Source organism: Kaistia algarum (genome assembly GCF_026343945.1).
Taxonomy (GTDB): Bacteria; Pseudomonadota; Alphaproteobacteria; order Rhizobiales; family Kaistiaceae; genus Kaistia; species Kaistia algarum.
In genome coordinates this window covers 1,810,977-1,836,325 of sequence record NZ_JAPKNJ010000001.1, presented here as the reverse complement: position 1 = coordinate 1,836,325, position 25,349 = coordinate 1,810,977, and the positions used below count along the sequence as shown (strand labels likewise).

General features: G+C 65.4%; 18 protein-coding genes. 12 read left to right on the top strand and 6 right to left on the bottom strand.

The window, feature by feature from the left end; translation table 11 throughout:
- Window positions 1–54: 54 nt before the first annotated feature.
- The 7 genes from OSH05_RS08915 to OSH05_RS08885 all read left to right on the top strand — a co-directional run bounded on the left by OSH05_RS08915 (window position 55) and on the right by OSH05_RS08885 (window position 7,851).
- The gene (locus tag OSH05_RS08915) at window positions 55–1,017 is read left to right on the top strand and encodes a carbohydrate ABC transporter permease (protein ID WP_104219533.1); all 963 of its coding nucleotides are present in this window, start codon (window positions 55–57) and stop codon (window positions 1,015–1,017) included.
- Entirely contained in the window at window positions 1,014–1,949 is a 936-nt protein-coding gene (locus OSH05_RS08910; protein ID WP_104219534.1) for a carbohydrate ABC transporter permease, read from the top strand. Before OSH05_RS08915 ends, OSH05_RS08910 begins: the two co-directional genes overlap by 4 nt.
- Window positions 1,950–1,974: 25 nt before the next feature.
- Complete coding sequence (locus tag OSH05_RS08905; RefSeq protein WP_104219535.1) at window positions 1,975–3,090, top strand: ABC transporter ATP-binding protein; 1,116 nt, start codon at window positions 1,975–1,977, stop codon at window positions 3,088–3,090.
- Window positions 3,091–3,550: 460 nt separating this feature from the next.
- Window positions 3,551–5,059 (top strand): GMC oxidoreductase, encoded by a 1,509-nt coding sequence (locus OSH05_RS08900; protein WP_104219536.1) that lies wholly within the window; start codon window positions 3,551–3,553, stop codon window positions 5,057–5,059.
- Entirely contained in the window at window positions 5,056–5,823 is a 768-nt protein-coding gene (locus tag OSH05_RS08895) for a 3-ketoacyl-ACP reductase (protein WP_104219537.1), read from the top strand. The genes OSH05_RS08900 and OSH05_RS08895 overlap by 4 nt, the downstream gene beginning before the upstream one ends.
- A gap of 67 nt (window positions 5,824–5,890) precedes the next feature.
- Window positions 5,891–7,546: a GMC family oxidoreductase gene (locus OSH05_RS08890; RefSeq protein WP_104219538.1), complete on the top strand. Its 1,656-nt coding sequence runs from the start codon at window positions 5,891–5,893 to the stop codon at window positions 7,544–7,546.
- Entirely contained in the window at window positions 7,543–7,851 is a 309-nt protein-coding gene (locus tag OSH05_RS08885) for a Dabb family protein (protein WP_104219539.1), read from the top strand. The genes OSH05_RS08890 and OSH05_RS08885 overlap by 4 nt, the downstream gene beginning before the upstream one ends.
- Window positions 7,852–7,864: 13 nt before the next feature.
- On the opposite strand, the gene OSH05_RS08880 is transcribed toward OSH05_RS08885, so the two are convergent.
- Genes OSH05_RS08880 through OSH05_RS08870 form a run of 3 tightly spaced genes read right to left on the bottom strand, consistent with a single transcriptional unit; the run spans window position 7,865 to window position 13,399 of the window.
- Window positions 7,865–11,146, bottom strand: a complete 3,282-nt coding sequence (locus OSH05_RS08880; RefSeq protein WP_104219540.1) for an error-prone DNA polymerase — start codon at window positions 11,144–11,146, stop codon at window positions 7,865–7,867.
- Window positions 11,143–12,555, bottom strand: a complete 1,413-nt coding sequence (locus OSH05_RS08875; protein WP_104219541.1) for a Y-family DNA polymerase — start codon at window positions 12,553–12,555, stop codon at window positions 11,143–11,145. Before OSH05_RS08875 ends, OSH05_RS08880 begins: the two co-directional genes overlap by 4 nt.
- A complete protein-coding gene (locus tag OSH05_RS08870) occupies window positions 12,521–13,399 on the bottom strand; it encodes an ImuA family protein (RefSeq protein ID WP_407660356.1) in 879 nt (292 codons plus the stop codon). Before OSH05_RS08870 ends, OSH05_RS08875 begins: the two co-directional genes overlap by 35 nt.
- Window positions 13,400–13,589: 190 nt before the next feature.
- On the opposite strand from OSH05_RS08870, the gene OSH05_RS08865 reads away from it, so the two are divergent.
- Window positions 13,590–14,423, top strand: a complete 834-nt coding sequence (locus OSH05_RS08865; RefSeq protein WP_266352124.1) for a sugar phosphate isomerase/epimerase family protein — start codon at window positions 13,590–13,592, stop codon at window positions 14,421–14,423.
- Here OSH05_RS08865 and OSH05_RS08860 read toward each other — a convergent pair.
- Both OSH05_RS08860 and OSH05_RS08855 read right to left on the bottom strand, forming a co-directional pair.
- The gene (locus OSH05_RS08860; protein ID WP_165801606.1) at window positions 14,411–15,070 is read right to left on the bottom strand and encodes a DnaJ domain-containing protein; all 660 of its coding nucleotides are present in this window, start codon (window positions 15,068–15,070) and stop codon (window positions 14,411–14,413) included. The two genes, OSH05_RS08865 and OSH05_RS08860, sit on opposite strands and share 13 nt — an antisense overlap.
- 101 nt (window positions 15,071–15,171) lie before the next feature.
- Window positions 15,172–17,622, bottom strand: a complete 2,451-nt coding sequence (locus OSH05_RS08855) for a transglycosylase domain-containing protein (protein WP_207778759.1) — start codon at window positions 17,620–17,622, stop codon at window positions 15,172–15,174.
- Window positions 17,623–17,820: 198 nt separating this feature from the next.
- Here OSH05_RS08855 and OSH05_RS08850 point away from each other — a divergent pair, with 198 nt between their 5' ends.
- From OSH05_RS08850 to OSH05_RS08840, 3 genes are all read left to right on the top strand, one after another.
- On the top strand, window positions 17,821–20,028 hold the full coding sequence (locus tag OSH05_RS08850) for a primosomal protein N' (protein WP_104219596.1): 2,208 nt from the start codon (window positions 17,821–17,823) through the stop codon (window positions 20,026–20,028).
- Window positions 20,029–20,116: 88 nt separating this feature from the next.
- Window positions 20,117–21,094, top strand: coding sequence for a nucleoside hydrolase (locus OSH05_RS08845; protein WP_104219544.1), 978 nt, complete (start codon window positions 20,117–20,119; stop codon window positions 21,092–21,094).
- Window positions 21,095–21,136: 42 nt separating this feature from the next.
- Window positions 21,137–22,186, top strand: coding sequence for a hypothetical protein (locus tag OSH05_RS08840; protein WP_104219545.1), 1,050 nt, complete (start codon window positions 21,137–21,139; stop codon window positions 22,184–22,186).
- Between the two features lie 13 nt (window positions 22,187–22,199).
- On the opposite strand, the gene OSH05_RS08835 is transcribed toward OSH05_RS08840, so the two are convergent.
- Complete coding sequence (locus OSH05_RS08835) at window positions 22,200–23,093, bottom strand: carbohydrate kinase family protein (protein WP_104219546.1); 894 nt, start codon at window positions 23,091–23,093, stop codon at window positions 22,200–22,202.
- A 141-nt stretch (window positions 23,094–23,234) separates the two neighbouring features.
- Here OSH05_RS08835 and OSH05_RS08830 point away from each other — a divergent pair, with 141 nt between their 5' ends.
- Complete coding sequence (locus tag OSH05_RS08830; RefSeq protein ID WP_104219547.1) at window positions 23,235–25,301, top strand: M3 family metallopeptidase; 2,067 nt, start codon at window positions 23,235–23,237, stop codon at window positions 25,299–25,301.
- Window positions 25,302–25,349: the final 48 nt, after the last annotated feature.

The window sequence follows — 25,349 nt, the reverse complement described above, 5'->3', positions numbered from 1 at the left end:
CCGGCAATGACGGGCGTTCGGGGGATCCGTCGATCGTTGATCCGGAGTCCGCCCATGGCGCTCACAAGTGCAACCCAACGCGACAGGCCATCGGCAAGCGCGCAGACCCCCTTGCGCAAGTCGCTGCGCGCCCATCTCCAGGAATGGCTGCCGAAGATCGTTCTGGCGCCGAGCTTCGCCATCACGCTGTTCTTCGTCTACGGCTTCATCCTCTGGACGATCTATCTGTCCTTCACCAATTCCAAGGCGTTCCCGAACTACACGCTCACCGGCCCGCGCGCCTATCAGCGACTCTGGCGCTGGACCTTCGAGAGCAACCCGCCCTCGTCCTGGTACACGTCGATCACCAATATGGCGATCTTCGGCCTGCTCTACATCGTGATCTGCCTGGCCCTTGGCCTGCTGCTCGCCATCCTGCTCGACCAGAAGATCCGCGGCGAAGGCCTGCTGCGCCCGATCTATCTCTATCCGATGGCGCTCTCGTTCATCGTTACCGGCGTCGCGTGGAAATGGTTTCTCGATCCCGGCCTCGGGCTGGAGCAGACGCTGCACCAATGGGGCTGGACCTCGTTCCATTTCGATTGGATCAAGAACAAGGACTACGTGATCTATACGGTGGTGATCGCTGGCGTCTGGCAGGCGTCGGGCTTCATCATGGCGATGTTCCTGGCAGGTCTACGCGGTATCGACAGCGAAATCGTCAAGGCCTCGCAGATCGACGGCGCCTCGCCGTTCCAGCTCTATCGCCGCATCATCATCCCGCTGCTGCGGCCCGTCTTCCTGTCGGCGCTGATCGTGCTCGCCCATATGGCGATCAAATCCTACGACCTTGTGGTCGCGCTGACGAGCGGGGGTCCCGGCGGATCGGCCTGGCTGCCCTCGAACTTCATGTATGAATACACCTTCAAGCGCAACGAGATGGCCGTTGGCTCGGCCAGCGCCGTGATCATGCTGATGACGATCTCGGCGATCATTGTCCCCTATCTCTATTCCGAGCTTCGGGAGAAGACGAGATGAGTGCCGCCGCCATCGCCGCGCCGCGCGCCTCGCGCACGACGATCGTCAACCGCATCGTCATCTACGGGCTGCTGGCCTTCTTCGCAGTCGTCTACCTGATCCCGTTCTTCGTGATGCTGGTGACGTCGCTGAAGACCATGCCGGAGATCCAGAACGGCAACATGCTCGCTTTGCCGAAGGATCCGACGATCGAGCCCTGGATCAAGGCCTGGGGAGCGTCCTGCGTCGGCCTCACCTGCGAGGGCATCCACGGCTATTTCTGGAACTCGATCAAGATGGTCGTGCCGGCCGTTGCGATCTCGACCCTGCTCGGCGCGCTCAACGGCTATGTGCTGACCAAATGGCAGTTCAAGGGCCACCGCCTAGTCTTCGGACTGATGCTGTTCGCCTGCTTCATCCCGTTCCAGTCGGTCCTGCTGCCGATGGCGACGGTGCTCGGCCAGTTCGGCCAGCTCGGCAAGTTCCTGACCAACAGCTTCGGCACCAATCTGGGTTTCGGAAATTCGACGGCTAATCTCGTCTTCGTGCACGTCGTCTACGGCCTCGGCTTCACGACCTTGTTCTTCCGCAATTATTACGAGGCGTTCCCGACCGAACTGGTCAAGGCGGCAATGGTCGACGGGGCCGGCTTCTTCCAGATCTTCCGTCGCGTGCTGCTGCCGAACTCGCTGCCGATCATCGTCGTGACGGTGATCTACCAGTTCACCAATATCTGGAACGACTTCCTCTTCGCCTCGTCCTATGCCGGGTCGGGCGACGTAATGCCGATGACGGTAGCGCTCAACAACGTGGTCAATACGTCGACCGGCGTCGTCGAATATAATGTCAACATGGCGGCGGCGATGATCGCGGCCCTCCCAACCCTCCTCGTCTACATCCTCGCCGGCCGCTACTTCGTTCGCGGCCTCATGGCGGGTGCGGTCAAGGGATAGCAACGTCTTGGCTGAGGTATAGGATATGGCGTTTCTCGAAATCGATCGTCTCGTGAAGCGCTATGGCGCGACCGACATCCTGAAGGGCATCTCGCTCCAGGTGGAGGAGGGCGGGTTCCTGGTGCTGGTCGGGCCGTCCGGCTGCGGCAAGTCGACCCTGCTCTCCATGATCGCCGGCCTCGATTCCATTTCCGAAGGCGAGGTGCGGATCGCCGGCAAGCGCATGAACGAGCTGCATCCCTCGCAGCGCGACATCGCCATGGTGTTCCAGTCCTATGCGCTCTATCCGAACATGAGCGTCGCGGAGAACATCGCCTTCGGCCTCGAGATGCGGAAGGTGCCGAAGGCCGAGCGCGACAAGGCGGTCGCCGAGGTCGCCGAGATCCTGCAGATGGGGCACCTGCTGAAGCGCAAGCCGAGCCAGCTTTCGGGCGGCCAGCGCCAGCGCGTCGCCATGGGCCGGGCGCTGGTCCGCAATCCGCAGGTCTTCCTGTTCGACGAGCCGCTCTCCAATCTCGATGCGAAGCTGCGCGTCGACATGCGCACCGAGATCAAGCGGCTGCATCAGCGCATGAAGACGACGATCGTCTATGTGACGCATGACCAGATCGAGGCCATGACGCTCGCCACCCAGATCGCCGTGCTGCGCGACGGCGTGCTGCAGCAGTTCGGCACTCCGGCCGAGGTCTACAACAACCCGGCCAATGTCTTCGTAGCCGATTTCATGGGTTCGCCGTCCATGAACCTGATCCCGGCGGAGATCCGCGCCGAGGCCGGCAAGACCGTCGTGGCGCTGAAGCGCGAGGGCGAGGGCGATCTGGTGCTCGATCCGGGCCAGGCGAGCGATAAGCTTTCCGCCGCGCTCGGCAAGACCGTGCTGTTCGGCATCCGGCCGGAGGCGATCACCGACCATGACGGCGCGGATCGCAATGCCCGCACGCTGGTCGACGCCGAATGCCATGTCGAGGTCGTCGAGCCGGCCGGCTCCGACACCTTCGTCGTCGCGCATCTCGGCGGCAAGCACGTGATCGCGCGCATGCGCTCCGATGTGCCGGTCCGCGCCGGCCACCGCGCGCCGTTCACCTTCAACATGGACAAGGCCGTGTTCTTCGACCCGCAGACCGAGCAGCGGGTGGCGTGAGGATCATGGCGGGTACTGGCGCATCGAAGGTCGTGGTGGCTTCGGGAAGGCAGCAAGGCCCTCACCCCAGCCCTCTCCCGCGCACGGGAGAGGGGGCGGCAACCTCTAGCGGTGAGCTTTATGAAGTCCTCCGTCAGGACTCCCTCGCCCGCGTAGCGGGAGAGGGCTGGGGTGAGGGTCTTCCTTTCCCTCTCCCCCCTTGTGGGGGAGAGCTGGAAAGGGGGGTACTGCCCCGCCCTATCCTTGGAACTCGCATGCTTCCCCGGCACACCCCTCTCCCGGCCTCCCCCACAAGGGGGGAGGAGCAGAACGGGGCTCACCCTCTCCCCCCTTGTGGGGGAGAGTTGGAGAGGGGGGTCTTTGCCGGGCGTAATGCGTCACCAGCGCCGGTTTTCGCGCGGATAGCGGGTTCCCCCTCCCTGGCCCTCCCCCGCAAGGGGCGAGGGGATAAGCCCGAGGCTTGCTCATGACCCCCGACATCGTCATCATTGGCTCCGGTATGGGCGGTGCGAGCCTGGCGGCAGGGCTGGCCGGATCGGGCGCCAAGGTGCTGATCCTCGAAAAGGGCGAGCGGCTTGCCGATACGCCGGAGACGCGCGATCCGCGCGCGATCTTCCAGCGCGGTTTCTTCCGCCCGAAGGAGGTCTGGTACGACGCTGCCGACGGTTCGGCGTTCAATCCCGGCAATTATTACTATGTCGGCGGCAATTCGAAATTCTATGGCGCCGTGCTGATCCGCTACCGCGCCGAGGATTTCGGCGTGCTGGAGCATGAGGGCGGCATTTCACCAGCCTGGCCCTTCGGCTATGACGCGATCGAGCCCTATTACAGCCGCGCCGAACAGCTCTACCGCGTCCGCGGCGAACTCGGAGGCGATCCGACCGAGCCCTATCATTCCGTGCCTTACGATTTTGCGCCCGTTCCCGACGAGCGGCCGCTCGCCGAAGTGCGCGCGCGGCTGGCCGCTACCGGGCTGCACCCGGCGTCGCTGCCGCTCGGCGTCGATATTGAGGCTTGGCTAAAGCGCGCCCAGACGCCGTGGGATGCCTTTCCCGACACCCGCGCGGGCAAGATGGACGCCGAGACCTGCGGCCTCGCCAGCGCCCTAGAGGACCCGGACATCACCATAGAGACCGGCGCCGAGGTGCAGTGTCTCGTTGCCGGCGCTGACGGACGGATCGACCATATCGTCTATTCTCAGGGTGGGGAGACGAAGACGCTGTCGCCGAAGATCGTCGTGCTCTCCGCCGGAGCGGTGAAATCGGCGGCGATGCTGCTCGCCTCGAAGGACGAGCGTCATCCGAACGGGCTCGCTAACGCTTCCGATGTCGTCGGCCGCTATTTCATGAACCACAATACGACGGCGATGATCGCCGTCGATCCGCGCTTCCGCAATGACGCGGTCCACCAGAAGACCTTCGGCCTCAACGACTTCTACCTGTCTGACGGCAAGGGTGGCCGGCCGCTCGGCAATATCCAGCTGCTCGGCCGCGTCTCCGGGCCGGTGATGAAGGCTGGCGTGCCTCTCGCGCCGGAATGGTCGCTGTCCTGGCTCGCCAGCCACGCCGTCGATTTCCTCGCCATGAACGAGGATCTGCCCGATCCGGAAAGCCGCATCTTCGTCGATGGCGAGCGCGTCGTCCTGCAATGGAAGCGCTCCAACATGGTCGCGCACCAGAAGCTCATCGATGCGATGAAGGAGCGGCTCCGAGCCGCCGGTTTCCCGATTGTTCTGACCAAGCCCTTCGATCGCCGCACGCCCTCGCATCAATGCGGCACCGTCCGCTTCGGCAGCGATCCGGCGACGTCGGCGCTCGATACGAATTGCCGCGCCCACGACCACTCAAACCTTTTCGTTGTCGACGCGTCCTTCCTGCCGACTTCGGCTGCGGTCAATCCGGCGCTCACCATCGCGGCGCAGGCGCTGCGCACCGCCGACCACATGATCGCGACAGGGTTCGCCGCATGACAACGCGACGTCCCATCGCCCTAGTCACCGGCGCCGCCCGTGGCATCGGCCGCGCGGTCGCCTTGGCACTGGCCGAGGCGGGTTATGAGGTGGCGGTCGCGGATCGTGCTGAGTCCGACCCGCACGAGACGCTTGCTGGGATTGAGAAGGCGGGTGGGAAGGGGTATTTCGCCGGATTCGATCTCGCCGATCTCGCCTCGCATGGCCCGATGCTGGCCCAAATCGAGCAAGCGCTCGGGCCGGTGGATCTCCTCGTCAACAATGCCGGCATCGGCGCGGTGGTACGCGGCGATCTGCTCGACATGAAGGCGGAGAATTTCGACCGCGTCCTCGACGTCAACCTTCGCGGCACGCTGTTTCTGACCCAGCGCGTCGTCCAGGCGATGCTGGCCAGCGCCTTGATCCATCCCCGCGCCGTAATCACGGTCACCTCGGTCTCCGCGACCCATGCCTCGCCGGAGCGAACCGAATATTGCGTCTCCAAGGCGGGACTTGCGATGTTCGTCCAGAATTTGGCGCTGCGCCTCGCGCCCACTGGCATCGGCGTCTTCGAAGTTCGACCCGGCATCATCCGCTCTGACATGACGGCGGCCGTCGCGGAGAAATATGACCGGCTCATCGAGGGCGGGCTGGTTCCGGCCGGCCGCTGGGGCGAGGGCTCCGACATTGCCCGTGCCGTCGTCGCGCTCGCCTCGGGCGCCTTCGCCTTCTCGACCGGCGCCGTCATCGGCGTCGATGGCGGTCTCGGTGTAGCGAGGCTGTGATGCAGAATTGGAACGTTCCAGTTTCGCCACCGGTAGTGTGCGGGCGAAATGGGCCAAGAGGTTTGAGATGACCGATTACATCATCGTCGGCGGTGGCCCGGCTGGCTGTGCCATTGCGGCGCGGCTGTCGGAAGATCCATCGGTCCAGGTTCTCCTGCTGGAAGCGGGGCCGAAGGATACGAGCCCGCTCTACCACTGGCCGGCGGGATTCGCCAAGATGACCAAGGGGATAGGCTCCTGGGGCTGGTCGACCGTGCCGCAGCGCCACATGAATGGCCGCGTGCTGCGCTATACGCAGGCCAAGGTCATCGGCGGCGGCTCGACCATCAACGCCCAGCTCTATACGCGCGGCAACCGCCTCGACTATGAGGAGTGGGCGCAGGCCGGCTGCCGAGGCTGGTCCTATGAAGAGGTGCTGCCCTATTTCAAGAGAGCAGAGGATAACCAACGCTTTAGCGATGATTTCCACGCCTCGGGCGGCCCGATCGGCGTCTCCATGCCGGTTGCCCCGCTGCCGATCTGCGACGCCTATATGCGCGCTGCCCAGGAAATGGGCATCCCCTACAACCATGATTTCAACGGCGCCCGCCAGGCTGGCGTCGGCTTCTATCAATTGTCGCAGAAGAACGCCCGCCGCTCCTCCGCCGTTGGCTATCTACGCGCCGCGGCATCGCGTCCCAACCTCTCGGTGCGCACTGGAGTTCAGGTGCTGCGCATCCTTGTCGAGAAGGGCCGGGCCGTCGGCGTCGAGATCGCTGAAAATGGCGTGAAGTCAAGGATTTCGGCGAATAGCGAAATCATCGTTTCCTCCGGCGCGATCGGCTCGCCGAAGCTTCTGCTGCAATCGGGCATCGGCCCGGCCGATCATTTGCGCGCGGTCGGGGTCGATGTGGTCCACGACCTCGCGGGCGTCGGCGGCAATCTGCAGGATCATCTCGATCTGTTCGCCATCTGCGAATGCACCGGCGACCACACCTATGATTCCTATGCCAAATGGTACCGCTCGGCCTGGGCCGGAGTTCAATATCTCCTGTTCAAACAAGGTCCTGTAGCCTCCTCTCTCTTCGAAACCGGAGGTTTCTGGTATGCCGATCCGGAAGCGCGCTCGCCCGATATCCAGTTTCATCTCGGCCTCGGCTCCGGCATCGAGGCCGGCGTCGCGAAACTGAAGAATGCCGGCGTCACGCTGAACTCGGCTTTCCTGCGCCCCCGCTCTCGCGGAACGGTGCGGCTCGCGTCCGCCGATCCAGCCGCCGCGCCGCTGATCGATCCGAATTATTGGGAAGACCCCTATGACCGCGAAATGTCGCTGGAAGGCTTGAAGCTCGCCCGTGGGATCTTCCGCCAGAAAGCATTCGCGCCGTTCATCATGGCTGAGAGACTGCCTGGCGACGGCATCCGGACCGACCAGGAACTTTTCGACTATGGCTGTCGTCACGCCAAGACCGACCACCACCCGGCCGGCACCTGCAAGATGGGCATCGACGAGCACGCCGTCGTCGATCCGGAATTGAAGGTTCGCGGCATCGAGGGACTGCGCGTTGCCGATTCCTCGATCATGCCGCAGGTGAATTCATCCAACACCAATGCGCCGACCATCATGATCGGAGAAAAGGCGGCTGATCTTATTCGTGGCGTTTCGCCGCTGCCACGGGCTAGAATCGCGGCAATCGAAGAAGTGCGGCCGCGAGTCGCCGATGCAAAAAGGGTGGAAAGCCGATGATCAGCCACTGCGTCTTCATTCGTTACCGCAAGGACGCCACGGATGCCATGCGCGACGATATCTATAAGGGACTTCAAGCGCTTAAGCCGCGCATTCCCGGGCTGACCCAGATCATCATCGGCGCCAATTCGAGCCCCGAAGGCCTCGACAAGGGCTTCTCCGAAGGGTTCATCGTGACCTTTCGCAGCACCGAAGCCCGCGACCAATATCTCGCCGACGAGGCCCATGCCAAGGTCGGCGCGAAGATCGTGGCGGCGGCCGAGGGCGGTGTGGACGGCATTCTCGTCTACGATCTTTCTTATTGAAGCCTGATCTTTCCTAGTGAAAATCCCGTGATTTCGGGATGATGCGGACGTCGCGCGGGTGCTGGCCGCCGGGGCGGCGTTTCGGGCCGCGCGGCGCTTGCGGATGCAGGAATTCGTCGGCCCGAGAGGGATCGAGCTTCGGTTGGCGATCCTCCGACAGATGGCGCAGATCGTCTGTCCGGTCGACGAGGTTCGTCGCGACCAGATGCACGACATTCTCCGGGCTGCGCTGGATATTGCCCTCGACGAGGACCAGCTTCGCGCCAAGGATCGTGCGGCGGAATTTTTCGAAGAGCCGGGTCCAGACGACGACATTGACGATTCCGGTCTCGTCCTCCAGCGTCATGAACACGACATTGCCTTTGCCGGGCCGCTGGCGCACTAGCACGACGCCGGCCATCCGCGCGGCTGCCCCGTCGGCAAGCGCCGTCGTCTCCTGCGCCGAAAGGATGCGTTCCCCGGCGAGGCGCGCGCGCAGGAAGCTCATCGGATGGGCCTTCAGCGACAGGCGCAGCGTCTGATAGTCGGCGATGACATGCTCGGAAAGCGGCATTTCCGGTAGCGGCACGTCGGTCTCTGCAGCCAGTTCGGCCGCATCCGCCGCCGCGAACAGCGGTAGAAGCCGCGAATCTGGCAGGCGGCGGACCTGCCACAGACCCTCGCGACGGTCGAGGTCCATCGAGCGCAGGGCGTCCGCATCGGCGAGCTTTTCATAAGCCCGGCGTTCGAGCCCGGTATGGCGGACGAAGTCGTCCATGGAACCAAAGCCCCGGCCGCGCGCCGCCGCGATCCTCAACGCCCAGTCCTCGCGAAAGCCGTCGATCTGGCGGAAGCCGAGCCGCAGCGCGAGACCTTTTTCCGTGGGTTCGAGCGTGTTGTCCCAGAAGCTCGAATTGACGTCGACCGGATGCACCGGCACGCCATGCTCGGCCGCATCGCGCACGATCTGTGCTGGCGCATAAAATCCCATCGGCTGTGAATTGAGCAGCGCCGCGGCGAAGGCGGCGGGATGGTGGCATTTGAGCCAGGCCGAGACATAGACCAGCTTGGCGAAGCTCGCCGCATGGCTTTCGGGAAAGCCATATTCGCCGAAGCCTTCGATCTGGGCGAAGCAGGCCTCGGCAAAGCTCTGCTCATAGCCGCGCTCGATCATCCGCCCGACCATCTTCTCCTTGTAGGATCCGATCGTTCCATTGCGCCGGAAGGTCGCCATCGCCTTGCGCAGGCCGTTGGCCTCGTCGCCGGAGAATTTTGCTGCGACCATCGCGAGCTTCATGGCCTGCTCCTGGAAAATCGGCACGCCTTCGGTGCGCCTGAGGACATCCTCCAATTCGTTCGCGGGACCATGCTGCGGCGAAGGCGAAGGATAATGGGGCTTCTCGAGACCCATGCGCCGCTTCAGATAGGGGTGGACCATATTGCCCTGGATCGGGCCAGGGCGGACGATCGCGACCTGGATGACGAGATCATAGAGCTTTCGCGGCTTGAGGCGTGGCAGCATGTTCATTTGCGCCCGGCTCTCGACCTGGAAGACGCCGATCGAATCGCCCGTGCAGAGCATGTCGTAGACGGCCGGATCCTCGGACGGGACGGTGTGCAGCTCGTAAGACACGCCGCCAGCGCCCTCGATCAGGTCGAAGGCCTTGCGGATGCAGGTCAGTATGCCGAGACCGAGGATATCGACCTTCATCATCTGGACGGTGTCGATGTCATCCTTGTCCCATTCGATGAAGGAGCGATCCTCCATCGCGGCCGGTCCGCTCGGCACCAGGTCGTTAAGAAGGGCTCGCGTCAGCACGAAGCCGCCGACATGCTGGGAGAGGTGTCGGGGAAAACCACGCAGTTCCATGGCAAGGTCGATAGCGCGGCGGATGGTCGGATTGGCGGGGTCGAGACCGGCCTCGGCCACGAATTTCTCCTGGATGCCCGAACCCCAGCCGCCCCCCCAGATCGTGCCGCCCAGCGCCAGGATCACATCCTCGGAGAGCCCGAGCGCCTTGCCGACTTCGCGGATGGCACTCTTGGACCGATAGGAGATCACGGTAGCGCAGATCGATGCGCGCAAGCGGCCATAGCGGCGGTAGATATATTGGATCACCTCCTCGCGCCGCTCATGCTCGAAATCGACGTCGATGTCGGGCGGTTCTTTGCGCTCGGCCGACAGGAAGCGCTCGAAGAGCAGCTTGTGCCGCATCGGGTCGACAGAGGTGACGCCCAAGCAGAAGCAAATGACTGAATTGGCCGCCGATCCTCGTCCCTGGCAGAGGATGCCGATCTCGCGCGCATACTCAACGATGTCATGGACGGTAATGAAATAGGCCGGATAATCGAGCCGGCGCACCATCAGCAGTTCATGCTTGATCTGCTTGCGCACGGCAGGCGGTATCCGGAGCGGATAGCGCTTCTTGGCGCCCTGGAAGACGAGCGCCTGCAGATAGCGGTGCGGCGTCGTACCGAGCGGCACCGGCTCGCGCGGATATTGATATTCGATCTCGTCGAGCGTGAAGGTGATGCGCCGCATAAAGAGCATCGTCTCGGCAATGGCCTCCGGCCGGTCGCGGAACAGTCGCGCCATCTCGGCAGGCGGCTTCAGATGCCGTTCGGCATTCATCTCCAGCCGGCGGCCGGCCTTTTCGATCGTCGTCTTTTCCCGAATGCACGCGAGCACGTCCTGGAGGGGGCGACGCTCCGGCGCGTGATAGAGCACGTCATTGACGGCAATCAGGGGAACGTCGGTCTTGCGAGCGATCTGCGCCAGAGCGGCAAGGCGGCGGCGGTCGTCGCCGCGGCGATAAAAGGCGGCGCCCAGCCAGCTTCGCCCCGGCGCCAGAGCCGCGAGCGCTTTCAGGGGAGCGCCGATACCGTCCGTGGAACCACGGGGCGGCATCAGAATGAAGAGCGAATCCTCCTGAAAGGTGCGGAGATCCTCAAAACGGATCTCGCATTCGCCCTTCGACGTGCGCCCCTTGCCGAGGCTCAGCAGATGCGAGAGCCGGCTATAGGCCGGCCGGTCGGTCGGATAGGCGAGGATGTCGGGCGTGCCATCGGCAAAGACGAGGCGAACGCCGACGAGGAGCTTCAACCCCTTCCGCCAAGTCTCGCCATGCATCTTGCTCTTCCAAGCCTCATGGGCCCGAACGATGCCGGCGAACGTGTTCCGATCCGCGATGGCGATACCAGAGAGGCCAAGCGCATGGGCTTGCGTAACGAGCTCATGGGCATGCGACCCGCCTTCCAGGAAGGAAAAATTGCTGAGGCAGGCCAGTTCGGCATAAAGCGGAGTTGCAATGCTCATGCGAACAGTCCGTGCATGAACCAGAGCGGGTGGGGCTCCCCGCCTTCATAGAGGCCTTGGCGATAGAGCCAGAAGCGGCGGCCTTCGCTGTCCTCGACGCGATAATAATCGCGCGTCTTCGGTGCCTTTTCCTCGCGCCACCATTCCGGCGCGATGCGCTCGGGCCCCTCGGCATGGGCTACGGCGTGCAGCACGCGGCGCCAGCGGAAGCGCAGTGGCGGGCCGTCGGGCACTTCGGCGAGGGCTTCGATCCGCTCCGGTGGATCGAGGAGGGAGAGCGGGCGCAGCGGCGGTTCTCCGGGCTGAGCCTCGATCGCAGGGAGGGCGCCGCTGGATTGGATCGCCGGCAAGAGGCGCGAGCGGCGCTCGGGAATATGCGTGTCCTCCGACGCAAAGCGCAGCACATGGGCGGTGCCGAAGCGAGCGCCGAGCTGGTCGACGAGATCGAAGACGGCGCCTTCATCCTGCTTATTGCCGTCAAGGGTCGCCTGAGCCTCTGTCATCGATTCGGTTCGGAAGGCGCCGAGGCGGATCAGGTCGAAGCCGAAGCCGGCATCGAGCGGATCGGAAAGAGCGTCCAGCCGCTCACCGAAGAGACGTTGCAGCATTCGCGGATCGCGGTTCGGCCGGGCGGTCGCGACCGCGATGCGCCGCACGGCCCCGTCGACACGGTAGAAGCACGCCTCGAAGCCACGACCGCCCTCGCCGCGCGCCTCCAGTTCCCGCGCGAGTTGGCTGGCGAGAATTTTGAGCGTCGCGCTGATGTCTTCCTCGCGCACGACCGGCTCGAAGAAGATCCGCTCCGTCACCAGGACCGGCATCGGCCGGCGCGGCGAGATCGGGTGCTCGGCCCGCCCCGTCAGTCTTTCGAGCCGTTCGACGATGGTTGCGCCAAAGCGGGCGGCGAGCGGGGCGCGCGGCCGGTCGACAAGGTCGGCGATGGTTTTCAGTCCGGCGCGGGATAGCGCCAGCGTTTCGGCCTCGCCGAGGTCGAGTGCCGCCACCGGGAGCGGCCGGACGGCTTGCGCCTCGTGTCCCGGTTTGATGATACGAGAGCGGCCGGTACGGGCCAGCGCGCGGGCTGCCTCGCTCGCACCGGCGATGGCGCCATGGGCGGTGAGGCCGGATGCGGCCAGGCGGCGCAGCAGATCGCGGAACAGCGCCGCCTCGCCCTTGAAGATCGGCGCCACGCCGGTGATGTCGAGGATGAGTTCGTTGCCATCCTGGCGGGCGACCAGCGGCGTATAGCGCTCGCAGCCATCGGCGAGGCGCTCCATCAGCGCGTCGTCGGCCGCGCTATCGATATCGGCGACGTCCGGATCGGCGATGCGAGCCCGTGCCTCGGCGAGCGCGAGGCCGGGGCCGAGGCCGAGCCTAAGGGCCGCCGGATCCGGCGCGGCGATGCGCATGGCGCCCTTGACCTTCTCGACGATCAGCAGCGGCTTTTCCGGCGAAAGGCGGGAGAAGGAGCCCCTCGGCAGGCGGCGCAGCCGGTCGGAGGCGAGGAAGGGCAGCCGGATCGCGCAGAAGCGGCGGGGGTACGAAGCGTCCATCGTCGCGGTTCCATTCAAGGCGCCACGGACCGCCGGCCGGTCCGTGGCGATGGCGCAATAGGGTCAGATCGAAGGTCGGATGGCCCGGCGCATCGAGGGCGAGTGGCTGCGCGGGAGCGGAGCGGACTTCCCAGCGAGTCTCGGCGCTGCCGGGCATCGGCCGGGCGCCTGGTCGCAGCAGGAACAGCGTGACGCCGGACGCCTCCGCCGCGAGGACGAGCCGGCGCTGCGTCGTCAGGTCCAGCTCCTTGGGCTCGCCGAAGGGCTCGATGAGGACAGCGCCGATGGCGGTGCTGCGTGCCGCCTCGATGCCCGCCCGCAGCACGCAGACGGCATGGGAGAGACGCACAAGCACGAGTCGCGCGGGGTCGAGCCCGAGCGCGCTAAGCCCGTCGACATGGAGTTCGCCGCCCTCGCGCGCCGCATGATCCTGCCTTATCCAGACGATCGGGCGCTTAGCCGGCGCGCTGGCGAAGGCAAGCAGAGCGGCAAATCCGTTCGTCGCGACCTGGTCGCCGGCGGAGGCGGGATGGAATTCGTGCAGCGCGCCGCAGGCGAGCCCCCCGCCGAGATGGGCGTCGACCTCGCCGCGATCGATCGGGACGAGCCGGGACGCCGCCGGACGCGCAATCTCGCCCGCCGTCTCGATCGCCGCGATGCGCTGCCGCAATGCGGAAAGGGTCGACGCTTCCAAGCCCATCCTCGCCACCCGTTCTCCATCGTCGCTGTATGTTCATGATTTGTTCTATAACGACTCCGGATGAGGAAAGAGTCAACGTGGCTCATTGCGCGCCAAGCGGCGCTCGCTCAATATCGGCGGCCCATGAGGCCACTGAGCGATAATCCGCCTTGCCGCGTTCGACGCCCCAACCCCGTCCGAAAGAATGCCGATGACGGCTCCTTCGCCACCCCTCGCCGTTTCCAGCTGGAGCCTGCACCGGACGCTCGGCCTCACCTTTCCGAACCGTCCCGATCACGATGTCGCGACGCCGACGCCGCAGCCGACCTATGGCGAAGGGCGGATCTCCCTGCTTGACATGCCCGAATTGGTGCGCGGCCTCGGCATCGATCGCGTCGAGATATGCTCGTTCCATATCGCCAACCGCGATCCCGTCTATCTTGCGGAGTTACGGGCCGCGCTCGCGGCCAGCGGCATCACGCTGCAGACGCTGCTGGTCGAATATGGCGACATCACCAATCCAGCGACCGCCGAGCGCGATCTCGCCTGGATCGGCAGATGGATCGAGACGGCCGCCGAACTCGGCGCCGAGCAGGCGCGGGTGATTGCCGGTAAGGCTAAGCATTCCGCGGAGACGCTGGGGCGCAGTGTCGTAGGTCTCAGGCGGCTGGCGCGGCAGGGCGAGACGCTCGGCGTTCGGATCGTGACCGAGAACTGGTTCGATTTTCTTTCGACCCCGGCCGAGGTCCATAGCTTGTTCTATAGGCTGGACGGCGCCGTCGGGCTCAACGGCGATTTCGGCAATTGGTCCGGTCCCGGCAAATATGAGGATCTGAAAGCGATCTTCCGAATCGCCATCTGTTGTCACGCCAAGGGCGATTTCAGCGACGGCCAACTCGATGAGGAAGACTATGCAAACTGCCTCGCCGCCGCGACGGCGGCTGGCTTCCGGGGCCCTTACACCTTGATCTATGACGGCAGCGATCCGGACGAGATCGCCAATCTGGCGATCGAACGGGATTTTATCCGCAACTATTTCGCCTGAGACCCGGCCGCCGGGTGCTCGCCGGCTCTGGACAGTGCCGGCCGGGGGGCAGCCGCATCGGTCGGCCGTTTCGCAGGCTTCTCGTGTTCGAAGGAATAATCGGCCAAAAGCTCGATCGCCTTGGCGAAGACGGCCTCCTCGTGCCGGGTCTTCTCCGCGCTCTGCCTTGTGTCGGCGGCGCGCCGCTCCAGCAGGCCGCGGATGAAATTGTCGCCGGAATTCTTGCGGAAGCGCGCCGCCATCAATTCGGCCCGCTTCGCCTGCCGTTCCAGCTTCTTCACGCCGACGGCGATCTCCGCCTTCTGCTTGGTGAGCGTGTCGCGGATGGCGGCGACGAGGTCGACGGATTCAAACGGTAACTCGCTGTCGAGGACGGAGGCGACCAGTTCATGGATGCGCTCCATCGCGCGGGCGGCGATGTTCTCCGCGATCAGTTCGCCCTCATAGCCCGTCTCGTCATAGGCCTTGCGGCGATCGGGGTCGGAGAGAACGTCATAGGCGTGAGCGAGCGTATGGAAGGCCGCGGAACTGCCGCCGGTATCGGGATGGGCCTTGCGAGCCTTCTGGCGATAGGCCTTGTCAATCTCGGCCGCGCTGGTGTCGGGATCGACCCCGAGTTCGACATAAAGGCTGCGTTTTTCGCCCAAGGACGGCTCCGCGGTCAGGCGGCGCCGCAAGCCGGCGCCCGGAATCGATGACGCGCGCAGAAAGTCATGCTAGCGCCAGAAAGTCCACTCTTGGCGTTCGACTAGCCGCCGCCGAACAGGCGGCGCAGGAACCCACCCTGGCGTGGCGGCGCTTCGTAATAGCCGTCATTGCCACCCTGGCCGACATTGGCGGGAGGCACGGGGCCGCCGGCATTGTCGCCATCGAAGATCGATTCGCGGTGGATCGGCGGCGAGCCATTGGCGAGATAATTGGGATCGTTCGCGACCGAGGGCGCGACCGGGCCGTCACCCGACTCCGGATCATTCCCATAGACGGGCTGCGTGCTGCCCGTGGTCTGCGTATCCGGCGGGACGAGGCCACCGGTGCCGGGTTGCGGCATGTCCGAAAGACCCTCCTGGCCACCCTGCTGGTCGTCGCCGAAGGTCTGGTAATGGCTGGCATTCTGGTAGCTATAGTCGCCGGGAAGATTCGCGACCGCGACGCCCTGATGCGCCTCGACCATGAAGCGGTTCCATATCTGCGCCGGCAAGCTGCCGCCCGTCATGCGCTTGGTCGGCTTGAAATCGTCATTGCCGAGCCATACGCCGGCCGTGAGGTTCGCGGTGTAGCCGACGAACCAGGCGTCGCGCGAATCGTTCGTCGTGCCGGTCTTGCCCGCCGCCGGCCAGCCGGCGATCGCGGCCTTGCGGCCGGTTCCGCGCGAGAGCGTATCGGAAAGCATGGTGTTCATCATGCCGACATTGGTCGGGTCGATGACCTGCGTCGCCTTGTAGGCCGGCCGCTGGTAGAGGACCTTGCCGTCGACGCTCGTCACCGTCGTGATGACATGCGGCGGCACGGCGAAGCCGCCATTGGCGAAGGGCGCATAGGCGTCGGTCAGTTCAAGCAGGCTCACCTCGGACGTGCCGAGCGCGATCGAGGGATTGGGCTGCAATTGCGAGGTGATGCCGAGCCGGTGCGCCGTGGCGACGACCGTGTCGGGACCGACCTCGTTGGCGAGCTGGACGGCGATCGTGTTGATCGAGAGCGCCAGCGCGGTTTGCAGCGTGACCGGGCCGCGATAGGTCTTTTCGTAGTTCTTCGGCTCCCATTTGCCGATGCGCGTCGGCTGGTCGACGCGGACGGTGTCCGGGGTCAGACCGAATTCAAGCGCCGTCAGATAGACAAAGGGCTTGAAGGCCGATCCCGGCTGACGCTTCGCCTCGACCGCGCGGTTGAACTGGCTCTTCTGGTAGTCGCGCCCACCGACCATGGCGCGGACCGCGCCGGTGCCGTCGAGCGCGACCAATGCGCCCTGGCTGACACCATAGGTCTTGCCGCTCTTGTCGAGCGATTCGGTGATCGCTCGTCCGGCCGCATCCTGGAGATGCGAGTCGATCGTCGTCTCGACGACGACGTCCTGATCAAGGGCGCCGACGACGTCGGGGACGAGATCCGCCACCCAGTCGGCGACATAGCGGCCGCCGCCGCCTTCGCCCTCGGCCTGAGCAACGACCGCGACGGTGGCTGCCTGCTTTTCCTGGTCGGCCGTGATGAAGCCCTGATCCTGCATGGCTTCCAGAACGAGCTTGGCGCGGGCATCGGCCGCGTCGGGATCGCTGGTTGGGGCATAACGCGACGGCGCCTTCAGGAGCGCGGCCAGCACCGCCGCCTCCTTCAGGGTGACGTCGCGGGCCGATTTGCCGAAATAACGCCGCGCCGCCGCGTCGACGCCGTAAGCCCCGGCGCCGAGATAGACGCGATTCAGATAGGCTTCGAGGATCTGCTGCTTGGAATATTTGGCGTCAAGCCACAGCGCCATCATCGCTTCCTGCAGCTTGCGCTCGAAGGTGCGCTCCGGCTTCAGGAACAAATTCTTGGCGAGCTGCTGGGTCAGCGTCGAGCCGCCCTGGACGACGCCGCCGGCGCGGGCATTGGTATAGAAGGCGCGAGCAAGGCCGATCGGATCGACACCGAAATGGCTGTAGAAGCGGCGATCCTCGATCGCGATTACGGCCTCCGGCAGATAGGGCGGCAGATCCTCGATGCGCACGAACTCGCCGCCCGTATCGCCGCGATTGGCGATGAGCGAGCCGTCATTGGCGAGGATCTTGATGTTCGGCGGCCGCTTCGGCAGCACCGACCAATCGGCCGACGACGGCATCTGGCTCGCATAATAGGCGAGTGCGCCGACGACGAGCACGGTTCCCCAGACACCGAGGATGATGCCCCATTTCACCGTGCGTCGGAAAAGACGGAAGAGCGAAAAACCGCCGCCGCCGGAACCACGCCGCCGCCGTTCTGGCTTCGGCTTGCGGCGTTCGCGGGCGCGGCGCGGCGCTACTTCCTCGATGTCGTAAAACTCCGCGTCCTCGATGTCGTCGGCGACGCGCCGTGCGCCTCCCCGGCGCGATCGCTTCTCTCGCCCGCCCGAGCTGCCCGCCGGCCGGTCGTCCTCGCTGAGGCCGATATCGAGATCCTCGTCCGAACTCTCGCGGGGCCTGTCCATCACAGGCTCGATGCGGTCTCGGCGCGTGAGCGGTCTCGCCATGCTCGTCCTGGTATCCCTTGATAACGGCCGGCCGGAACGTCCGGCCCCTTGCGAGCGAGTGACCGACGAATGCGGCGATTTCACGGGAAATCGCTGATTCGCTTTCTAAAATACCATGAGAACTCTGCGTTGTTCCTTAAGAAGGGAGGGCTGGGTTCGCTGGGTCGTTCGCCCTTTCCTTTCGGCTCCGGCGGGGCCATGTTCCGCAACTCTGCTGAAAGGATGCGCCCCGTGGATGTCGGCCGTACGGTCTCGGTTCTGCTGCCGGTCGCGGTCGACGGACCCTATACCTACCGCGTGCAGAATGGCCTGGAGCTTGCCCCCGGCGACATCGTCCGTGTGCCGCTGGGCCCGCGCGAGATCGTCGGAGCCGTATGGGATGATGTGCCGGATGGCTCGGTCGGCCATAACCGCCTGCGTCCGGTCGCCCATCGCTATGACGCGCCGCCGCTCGATCCGACCATCCGCAAATTCGTCGACTGGGTCGCGAACTACACGCTGACCCCCCGCGGCATGGTCCTGCGCATGGTGCTGCGCGCGCCGGGGGCGCTGGAGCCCGAGCGCGCTGTCGAGGCGGTCCGCATCGCCGGTCCGCCGCCGGAGCGCCTGACGCCGGCTCGCCGCCGCGTGCTCGACATCGCCGCTGATGGCGCGCCATGGTCGCGCCCGGCCCTCGCGGCCGCGGCGGGCGTCTCGTCGGGCGTCGTCTCCGGCCTTATCGAGGCGGGCAGCCTCGCCGTCCTGCATCTGCCGCCGCCGCCGGCGACCCTTCCACCCGATCCCGACCACGCCCGGCCGCGTTTCGACGACGGCCAGAGCGAGGCGGCTGAGGCGCTGCGAAAGATGGCCGCCGAGGGCGGATATGGCGTGACCCTGCTCGACGGCATCACCGGTTCGGGCAAGACCGAGATCTATTTCGAGGCCGTGGCAGAAACACTGCGCCGCGGTCGGCAGACGCTGATCCTGCTGCCCGAGATCGCGCTCACCACGGATTTTCTCGATCGGTTCGCCCGCCGCTTCGGCGAGCGGCCGGCGGAATGGCATTCGGAGGTATCCCCGCGCCAGCGTGAACGCGTCTGGCGGGCGGTGGCGAGCGGCGAGGCGAAGGCGGTCGTCGGCGCGCGTTCGGCGCTCTTCCTGCCTTTCCCGAAGCTCGGCCTCGTCATCGTCGACGAGGAACATGACGGCGCCTACAAGCAGGAGGAAGGCGTCACCTATAATGCCCGAGACATGGCGGTGGTGCGTGGCCATATCGGCGGATTTCCCGTGGTTCTGTCCTCGGCGACGCCCTCGATTGAGAGCCGCGTCAATGCCGATCAGGGCCGCTATCGCCGCATCGAGCTGACGACGCGATTTGCCGCCGCGAAGCTGCCGGAAATCCGTGCGCTCGACATGCGTCTCCATCCGCCCGAGAAGGGTTCGTTCCTGTCACCTGTGCTGGTTCAGGCGATGGAGGCGACGCTGGCGGCGAAGTCGCAGACGTTGCTGTTCCTGAACCGACGCGGCTATGCGCCGCTGACGCTCTGCCGCCATTGTGGCCATCGCTTCCAATGCCCCAATTGCTCCACCTGGCTGGTCGAGCACCGCTTCCGCGGCCAGCTCGTCTGTCATCATTGCGGTCACAGCGAAGCACGGCCGGACCGTTGCCCGGTCTGCGACGCCGAGGACAGCCTCGTTGCCTGCGGTCCCGGCGTCGAGCGCATCGCCGAGGAGGTGGCAGCCCGCTTTCCCGAGGCGCGGCGGATCGTGCTCTCCAGTGATCTTCTCGGCGGCGTCCAGCGCATGCGAGATGAGCTGGAAGCGATCCGGCGCGGCGAGGCCGACATCGTCATCGGCACCCAGCTCGTCGCCAAGGGGCATAATTTCCCGCTGCTCGCCCTTGTCGGCGTGGTCGATGCCGATCTCGGCCTCGCCCAGGGCGATCCGCGCGCGGCGGAGCGTACCTTCCAGCTGCTCGCGCAAGTGACGGGACGTGCCGGACGGGCTGGCGGCGACAGCCATGCCTATCTCCAGACCTATGCTCCCGAACACCCCGTGATCGCGGCGATCGCGTCTGGCAATCGCGAGGCCTTCTATGCGCGGGAGATCGAGGCGCGCCGTGTCTCGGGTCTGCCGCCGTTCGGCCGCCTCGCCGGCATCATCGTCTCGGCCGCCGACCGGGCCGGGGCTCATGCCTATGCCGGAACGCTGCGACGCGCCGCCCCGATCGACACGATCGCCATGGTGCTGGGCCCGTCGGAGGCGCCGCTGGCCGTGCTGCGTGGCCGCCACCGCTTCCGCCTGCTGGTCCAGGCGCCGCGCGGCTTCGACCTGCAGGACTTCCTGCGCGGCTGGCTCGCAGCGGCGCCACCGCCTCGCGGCAGCGTCAAGGTTCAGGTCGATATCGATCCGCAGAGCTTTCTTTAAAAGTTCTAAGGGTTGCGGAACGGGGCCGGGCGGGTTAGCCCATGGGCTTCCCGCCGGTCAAACGGCGCCCCACGCAAAGCAGGCAAACATGGCACCGAAGAAGGTCATTTACGATACGGATCCCGGCGTTGACGACGCCATGGCGCTGCTGTTCCTGGAATATTCACCCGACGTCGATCTCGTCGGCATAACCACCGTGCTGGGCAATGCGACGATCGAGACGACGACCCGCAATGGGCTGTTCCTGAAGGACTATTTTGATATCGCAGCGCCCGTCGTTCAGGGCGCCGGCCGTCCGGTCGTCATGGAGCCGACCGCGCCGCCGACCTATGTCCATGGCGAAAACGGCCTTGGTGATATCCCGCTTCCGGATGTGATCCGTTCGAAGGTTCACGAGCTGCCGGCCCATGAATTCATCATCAAGACCGTACGCGACAATCCGGGCGAGATCTCCATCGTCGCCGTCGGGCGCATGACCAACCTCGCGCTCGCGCTGCGGCAGGATCCGGGCATCGTTCCGCTGGTCCGCGAGATCGTCATCATGGGCGGCGCCTTCGGCTACAAGGGCCATTCCGGCAATGTGACGCCGGTCGCCGAAGCCAACATCATCGGCGATCCGCACGCCGCCGACGAGATCTTCGGCGCCGCCTGGCCGATCACCGTGGTCGGGCTCGACGTGACGCAGGAAGCGGTCATGAGCGTTGCCTATCTAGAAGCGCTACGCGATGCGGGCGGCAAGGCCGGACAGTTCATCTGGGACATCACCCGCTTCTACGCCAACTTCTACAGCTCAACGACAGGGCTCGAAGGCATCCCGGTGCATGATTCCTCCGCCGTCGCCTATCTGCTCGATCCGACCCTGTTCACGACGCGCTTGGGTCCGCTGCGCGTGGTGACCGAGGGTATTGCGATCGGCCAGACGATCCAGCAGCCCAACAGCCGCAAGTTCCATGAGAATGCCTGGAGCGGCCGCCCGGATCACGCGATCTGCATCGACGGCGACGCCGAGCGCTTCCTGAAGCTCTATTTCGATACGATCGTCGCCGGGGCCGCGGCACGAGCCTGAGGCGCATCGCGGGCGCGGCGCGCGCTCTTGGGGGCAGATTTGATGACGAGCGACACAATCGTCCTCGTGACCTCGATCCCGCCGCGCTTCGGTGGCGATGACGAAGCACGCCAACTCTCCCGCGTCGGCCTGACCATTGCCGACGCGGTTCAATCCTTCGAGGCGAACGGCTTCCGCGTCGTCTCGATCAATCGTGAGGGCGAAGCGGCCGGGATCAAGGGCTATCCGACTGTCGAGATCCGCGAAGTGCCGCCCGGCGGGGTCTATCCGAACAAATACGGCCCGAATTTCGAGCCCCTCTTCGCCTATTTCGGCGATGCGCCTGGTGCGATCGTCAATGCCGACATCTTCATGCTCCGCTGCGACGCCGCCTCGGTGATCCTCAACCAGCCGGGCAAGGTGCTGCTGGCCCGCCGCCTCGACGTCTCCTCCTCGGGGTCGAGCGTCATCGGCAGCTATAATCGCGGCATCGACGGTCTCTTCTTCTCGGCCGGCGCCCTCGCCGAGCTTGCTGCCGATCCCGATGTCTGCGCCTTCCAGCTTGGAACGCCCTATTGGGATGTTCTGATCCCGGTCGTCGCCTCGCTTCACCGCGAGGTGGAATTCGTGCCGGCGCCCTTCCTGCTGCATGAGATCCATCCGGCGCGCTGGAACAAGGTCGAGTATCAGGGGCTGCGTGAAAAGGCGGTGTTTGCCGCCATTGCCCATGCGACGCGCTGGAGGGCCAGCCGGCCGCGCGCGGATGCGTTCCTCAAGGGCCTCGAAGGCTATCTGGGCGGCCCGTTCCAGCCGGCGAGCGAGCGCAGCATCAAGGATGCCGCCGTCTATATGAGCCTCTGGCTTACCAAGATCGAGACCAAGCCCTCCGATGCGGTGAAGGTCGATCTGAACGATCCCGTCATCGCGCGTTTCGTGCGCCAGATCTTCTCGCACACGGCCGAAGCGCTCACGATCGCCAAATGGCTGGATGCACGCGAAGACGATAGCGAGCTGCCGCTTTTCCAGAAGGTGCGCCGCTTTGTGAAGATGATGCTGAAGACCCGCAAGACCCAGCGGCGCGCCGCGCGCGTCCGGGCGCTCTTCCCCGATTGACGCAGACGAGCGGTTACGGCCGCCCGCCCAACCTCGTCGTCGCCCTGGCGCCGGCATCGACCGCCTTGGCAAGGCAAGCTTCCAGACCAGCGCCGGCGAGGCGGGCCGCCAGGAAGCCGGCGAGGAACGCGTCGCCGGCTCCCGTGGTGTCCACGACCTCGACCGTGGGCGGCGCGGCGCGAAGCCGCACGGCAGACGTTGCCACCTCCGCGCCCTCGGCACCGCGCTTGATCGCGACGACGCCGTAGCGATCGGTCAAGAATCGGATCTGCTCCATCGGATCGCGCCGGCCGGATAGACAGGCGGCCTCCTCGGCATTGGGGAACAGGATCGTCGCGTCATGGGTCCAGCCGAGGAAATTGTCGGGTCCGACCTCCTCGAGGAAGCCGACCGAAGCTGGATCGACGGTGACGGTGATGCCGCGCGATCGGGCCACGGCGATAAAGGACATCACCGCCGCGCGCGGTCCGGGCGCGAACAGCGCATAGCCCGAGACATGGACGAGATCGAGACCGGCCAGCAGCGACAGCGGCAGGTCGCGGCCGGAGAAGGCCAAGTTGGCGCCCCGATCGGTCAGGAAGGAGCGTTCGCCATCCGGCGAGATGATGTTGATCAGCATGCCGGTGCCGCGCGTCTCGTCGCCGGAGAGCAGCGGCGTGATGCCGACGGCGCGGAACTGTGCCTCCTGCTGGGCGAGATCGCTCTGGCCGACGCGGCCGACCAGCGCGACCGGCACGCCGAAATGCGCCAGCCAGGCCGCCTGGTTGGAGGCGGAGCCGCCCGGGTGGAGGTCGATCTTCGCGCGGCGGTCCGAGCCGAGCACAATCGGTCCCTCAGGCCGGACGATGACGTCGGTCATGACGTCGCCGATGACGAGGACACGCGGCTTGGCTTCGGAGGAAGGCATGGGTTGGCTCGATTCGTACTGCGGTGGCGTCATCCTATAGGGCCGATTATGACGGGCGATAAGCGGCGCCGTGTGCAATTGCCTTGAACGCGCCATCGCTTCGCGCCATCTCTCGCTTCGACGCCCCGCCCGGAGATACGCATGACCGCCGCCAATCCGCCGATCGAGACCAATCCCCTGCTCGATTCCTGGACGACCCCATTCGGCGTGCCGCCTTTCGCGCAAATCGCCAATGCGCATTACCGGCCGGCTTTCGAGGCGGCGCTTGCCGAGCACAGCCGCGACATCGCGGCGATCATCGAAAATCCCGAGCCGCCGACCTTCGCCAATACGATCGACGCGTTTGAACTCTCCGGCCGTTCGCTCGACCGCGTCGCTTCTGTGTTCTTCAACCTGACCGGTGCGAACACCAATGACGAGCTGGATGCGATCGAGACCGAGATCGCGCCGAAACTCTCCCGCCACTACAGCGCGATCTATCTCGACGACGCGCTCTTCGCCCGGATCGATACCCTGTTCAAGGCGGGCTTCGCCGGCTTGAGCGAGGAGCAGGCGCGCGTCCTCGACCGCTACCACACTGCCTTCGTCCGCTCCGGCGCCGGCCTGCCCGCGGAAACGAAGTCCCGCATCGCCGCCATATCCGAGCGCCTTGCCACGATCGGCACGAGTTTCGGTCAAAACGTGCTGGCCGATGAGAAAAGCTGGAAGCTGGTGCTGGAGGCGGGGGAGGACCTGGCCGGCCTGCCGGACTTCCTGATAGCCTCGGCCGCCCAGGCCGCGAAGGACCGCGACCTTCCCGGAAAATACGTCATCACCCTCTCTCGTTCCTCGATCGAGCCGTTCCTGCAATTCTCGGCGCGGCGCGACCTGCGCGAAAAGGCCTTTGCCGCCTGGACGTCGCGGGGCGAGGCCGGTGCAACCGACAATCGCGGCATCATCGCCGAGACGATCGCGCTGCGCGCCGAAATGGCCCGCCTCCTCGGCTATCCGACCTTTGCCCATTTCCGCCTCGACGATTCGATGGCGAAGACGCCCGATGCGGCGATGGGACTGCTTCGATCGGTCTGGACACCGGCCCGCGAGCGGGCGATTACTGAGCGCGAAGCACTGCAGGCGCTCGCGAAAGCCGAGGGGGCGGATTTCGACATCGCCGCCTGGGACTGGCGCTATTATTCCGAGCGCCGCCGCAAGGCCGAGTTCGATTTGGACGAGAGCGGCCTGAAGCCCTATTTGCAGCTCGGCAAGGTGATCGAGGCGGCCTTCGATACGGCAACGCGGCTTTTCGGCGTCACCTTCACCGAGCGCTTCGATATCCCGGCCTATCACCCCGATGTGCGCGTCTTCGAGGTTCGCGACCGCGACGGCTCGCTCACCGGCATTTTCCTCGGCGACTATTTCGCCCGGTCCTCGAAGCGCAGCGGCGCCTGGATGAGCGGTTATCGCGGCCAGGAAAAGCTCGCCGGCGACATCCGGCCGATCATCGTCAATGTGATGAACTTCGCCAAGGGAGCCGATGGCGAGCCCACGCTGCTCTCCTTCGACGATGCCCGCACCCTGTTCCACGAATTCGGCCACGGGCTGCACGGCCTCTTGTCCAACGTCACCTATCCGCTGCTCGGCGGCACCAGCGTCAGCCGCGATTTTGTCGAGTTTCCCTCGCAGCTCTATGAGCACTGGTTCGAGCGGCCGGAAATCCTGGAGCGCTTCGCCGTCCACTATCGTACCGGCGAACCGATGCCGGCCGAACTTCTCGGCCGCCTGAAGGCCAGCCGTACCTTCAACCAGGGCTTCGCGACCGTCGAATATGTCGCCTCGGCGCTGGTCGATCTGGAAATGCATCTGCTGCCGGATGGCGGCAATCTGGATGCCGTCGCCTTCGAGAAGAAGGTACTGGACGAGATCGGCATGCCCGCGGCGATGGCGATGCGCCACCGCACGCCGCATTTCCAGCATGTCTTCGCCGGAGACGGCTATTCCTCCGCCTATTACAGCTATCTCTGGTCCGAAACGCTCGACGCCGATGGGTTCAAGGCCTTCGAGGAGGTGGGCGACGTGTTCGATCCGGAAGTCGCCGGCCGTCTCAAGGAATTCGTCTATTCAGCCGGCAATCGCCGCCGGCCCGACGAAGCCTATCGCGCCTTCCGCGGCCGTGACCCCGACCCGGAGGCGCTGCTCGAAAAGCGTGGCCTGATGGAGACCGCCGTCTGAGCGCGGGGCCGTGGAATATGCTTTCCGCTTGACCCCGTGGCCAGAAGG

Coding starts and splice junctions, on each gene's coding strand:
- OSH05_RS08910 (WP_104219534.1), top strand. CDS start 1,014: ATGAGTGCCGCCGCCATCGCCGCGCCGCGCGCCTCGCGCACGACGATC.
- OSH05_RS08880 (WP_104219540.1), bottom strand. CDS start 11,146: ATGAGCATTGCAACTCCGCTTTATGCCGAACTGGCCTGCCTCAGCAAT.
- OSH05_RS08875 (WP_104219541.1), bottom strand. CDS start 12,555: ATGCGCATCGCCGCGCCGGATCCGGCGGCCCTTAGGCTCGGCCTCGGC.
- OSH05_RS08915 (WP_104219533.1), top strand. CDS start 55: ATGGCGCTCACAAGTGCAACCCAACGCGACAGGCCATCGGCAAGCGCG.
- OSH05_RS08850 (WP_104219596.1), top strand. CDS start 17,821: ATGTTCCGCAACTCTGCTGAAAGGATGCGCCCCGTGGATGTCGGCCGT.
- OSH05_RS08840 (WP_104219545.1), top strand. CDS start 21,137: ATGACGAGCGACACAATCGTCCTCGTGACCTCGATCCCGCCGCGCTTC.
- OSH05_RS08870 (WP_407660356.1), bottom strand. CDS start 13,399: ATGGGCTTGGAAGCGTCGACCCTTTCCGCATTGCGGCAGCGCATCGCG.
- OSH05_RS08855 (WP_207778759.1), bottom strand. CDS start 17,622: ATGGCGAGACCGCTCACGCGCCGAGACCGCATCGAGCCTGTGATGGAC.
- OSH05_RS08890 (WP_104219538.1), top strand. CDS start 5,891: ATGACCGATTACATCATCGTCGGCGGTGGCCCGGCTGGCTGTGCCATT.
- OSH05_RS08905 (WP_104219535.1), top strand. CDS start 1,975: ATGGCGTTTCTCGAAATCGATCGTCTCGTGAAGCGCTATGGCGCGACC.
- OSH05_RS08895 (WP_104219537.1), top strand. CDS start 5,056: ATGACAACGCGACGTCCCATCGCCCTAGTCACCGGCGCCGCCCGTGGC.
- OSH05_RS08830 (WP_104219547.1), top strand. CDS start 23,235: ATGACCGCCGCCAATCCGCCGATCGAGACCAATCCCCTGCTCGATTCC.
- OSH05_RS08885 (WP_104219539.1), top strand. CDS start 7,543: ATGATCAGCCACTGCGTCTTCATTCGTTACCGCAAGGACGCCACGGAT.
- OSH05_RS08845 (WP_104219544.1), top strand. CDS start 20,117: ATGGCACCGAAGAAGGTCATTTACGATACGGATCCCGGCGTTGACGAC.
- OSH05_RS08865 (WP_266352124.1), top strand. CDS start 13,590: ATGACGGCTCCTTCGCCACCCCTCGCCGTTTCCAGCTGGAGCCTGCAC.
- OSH05_RS08835 (WP_104219546.1), bottom strand. CDS start 23,093: ATGCCTTCCTCCGAAGCCAAGCCGCGTGTCCTCGTCATCGGCGACGTC.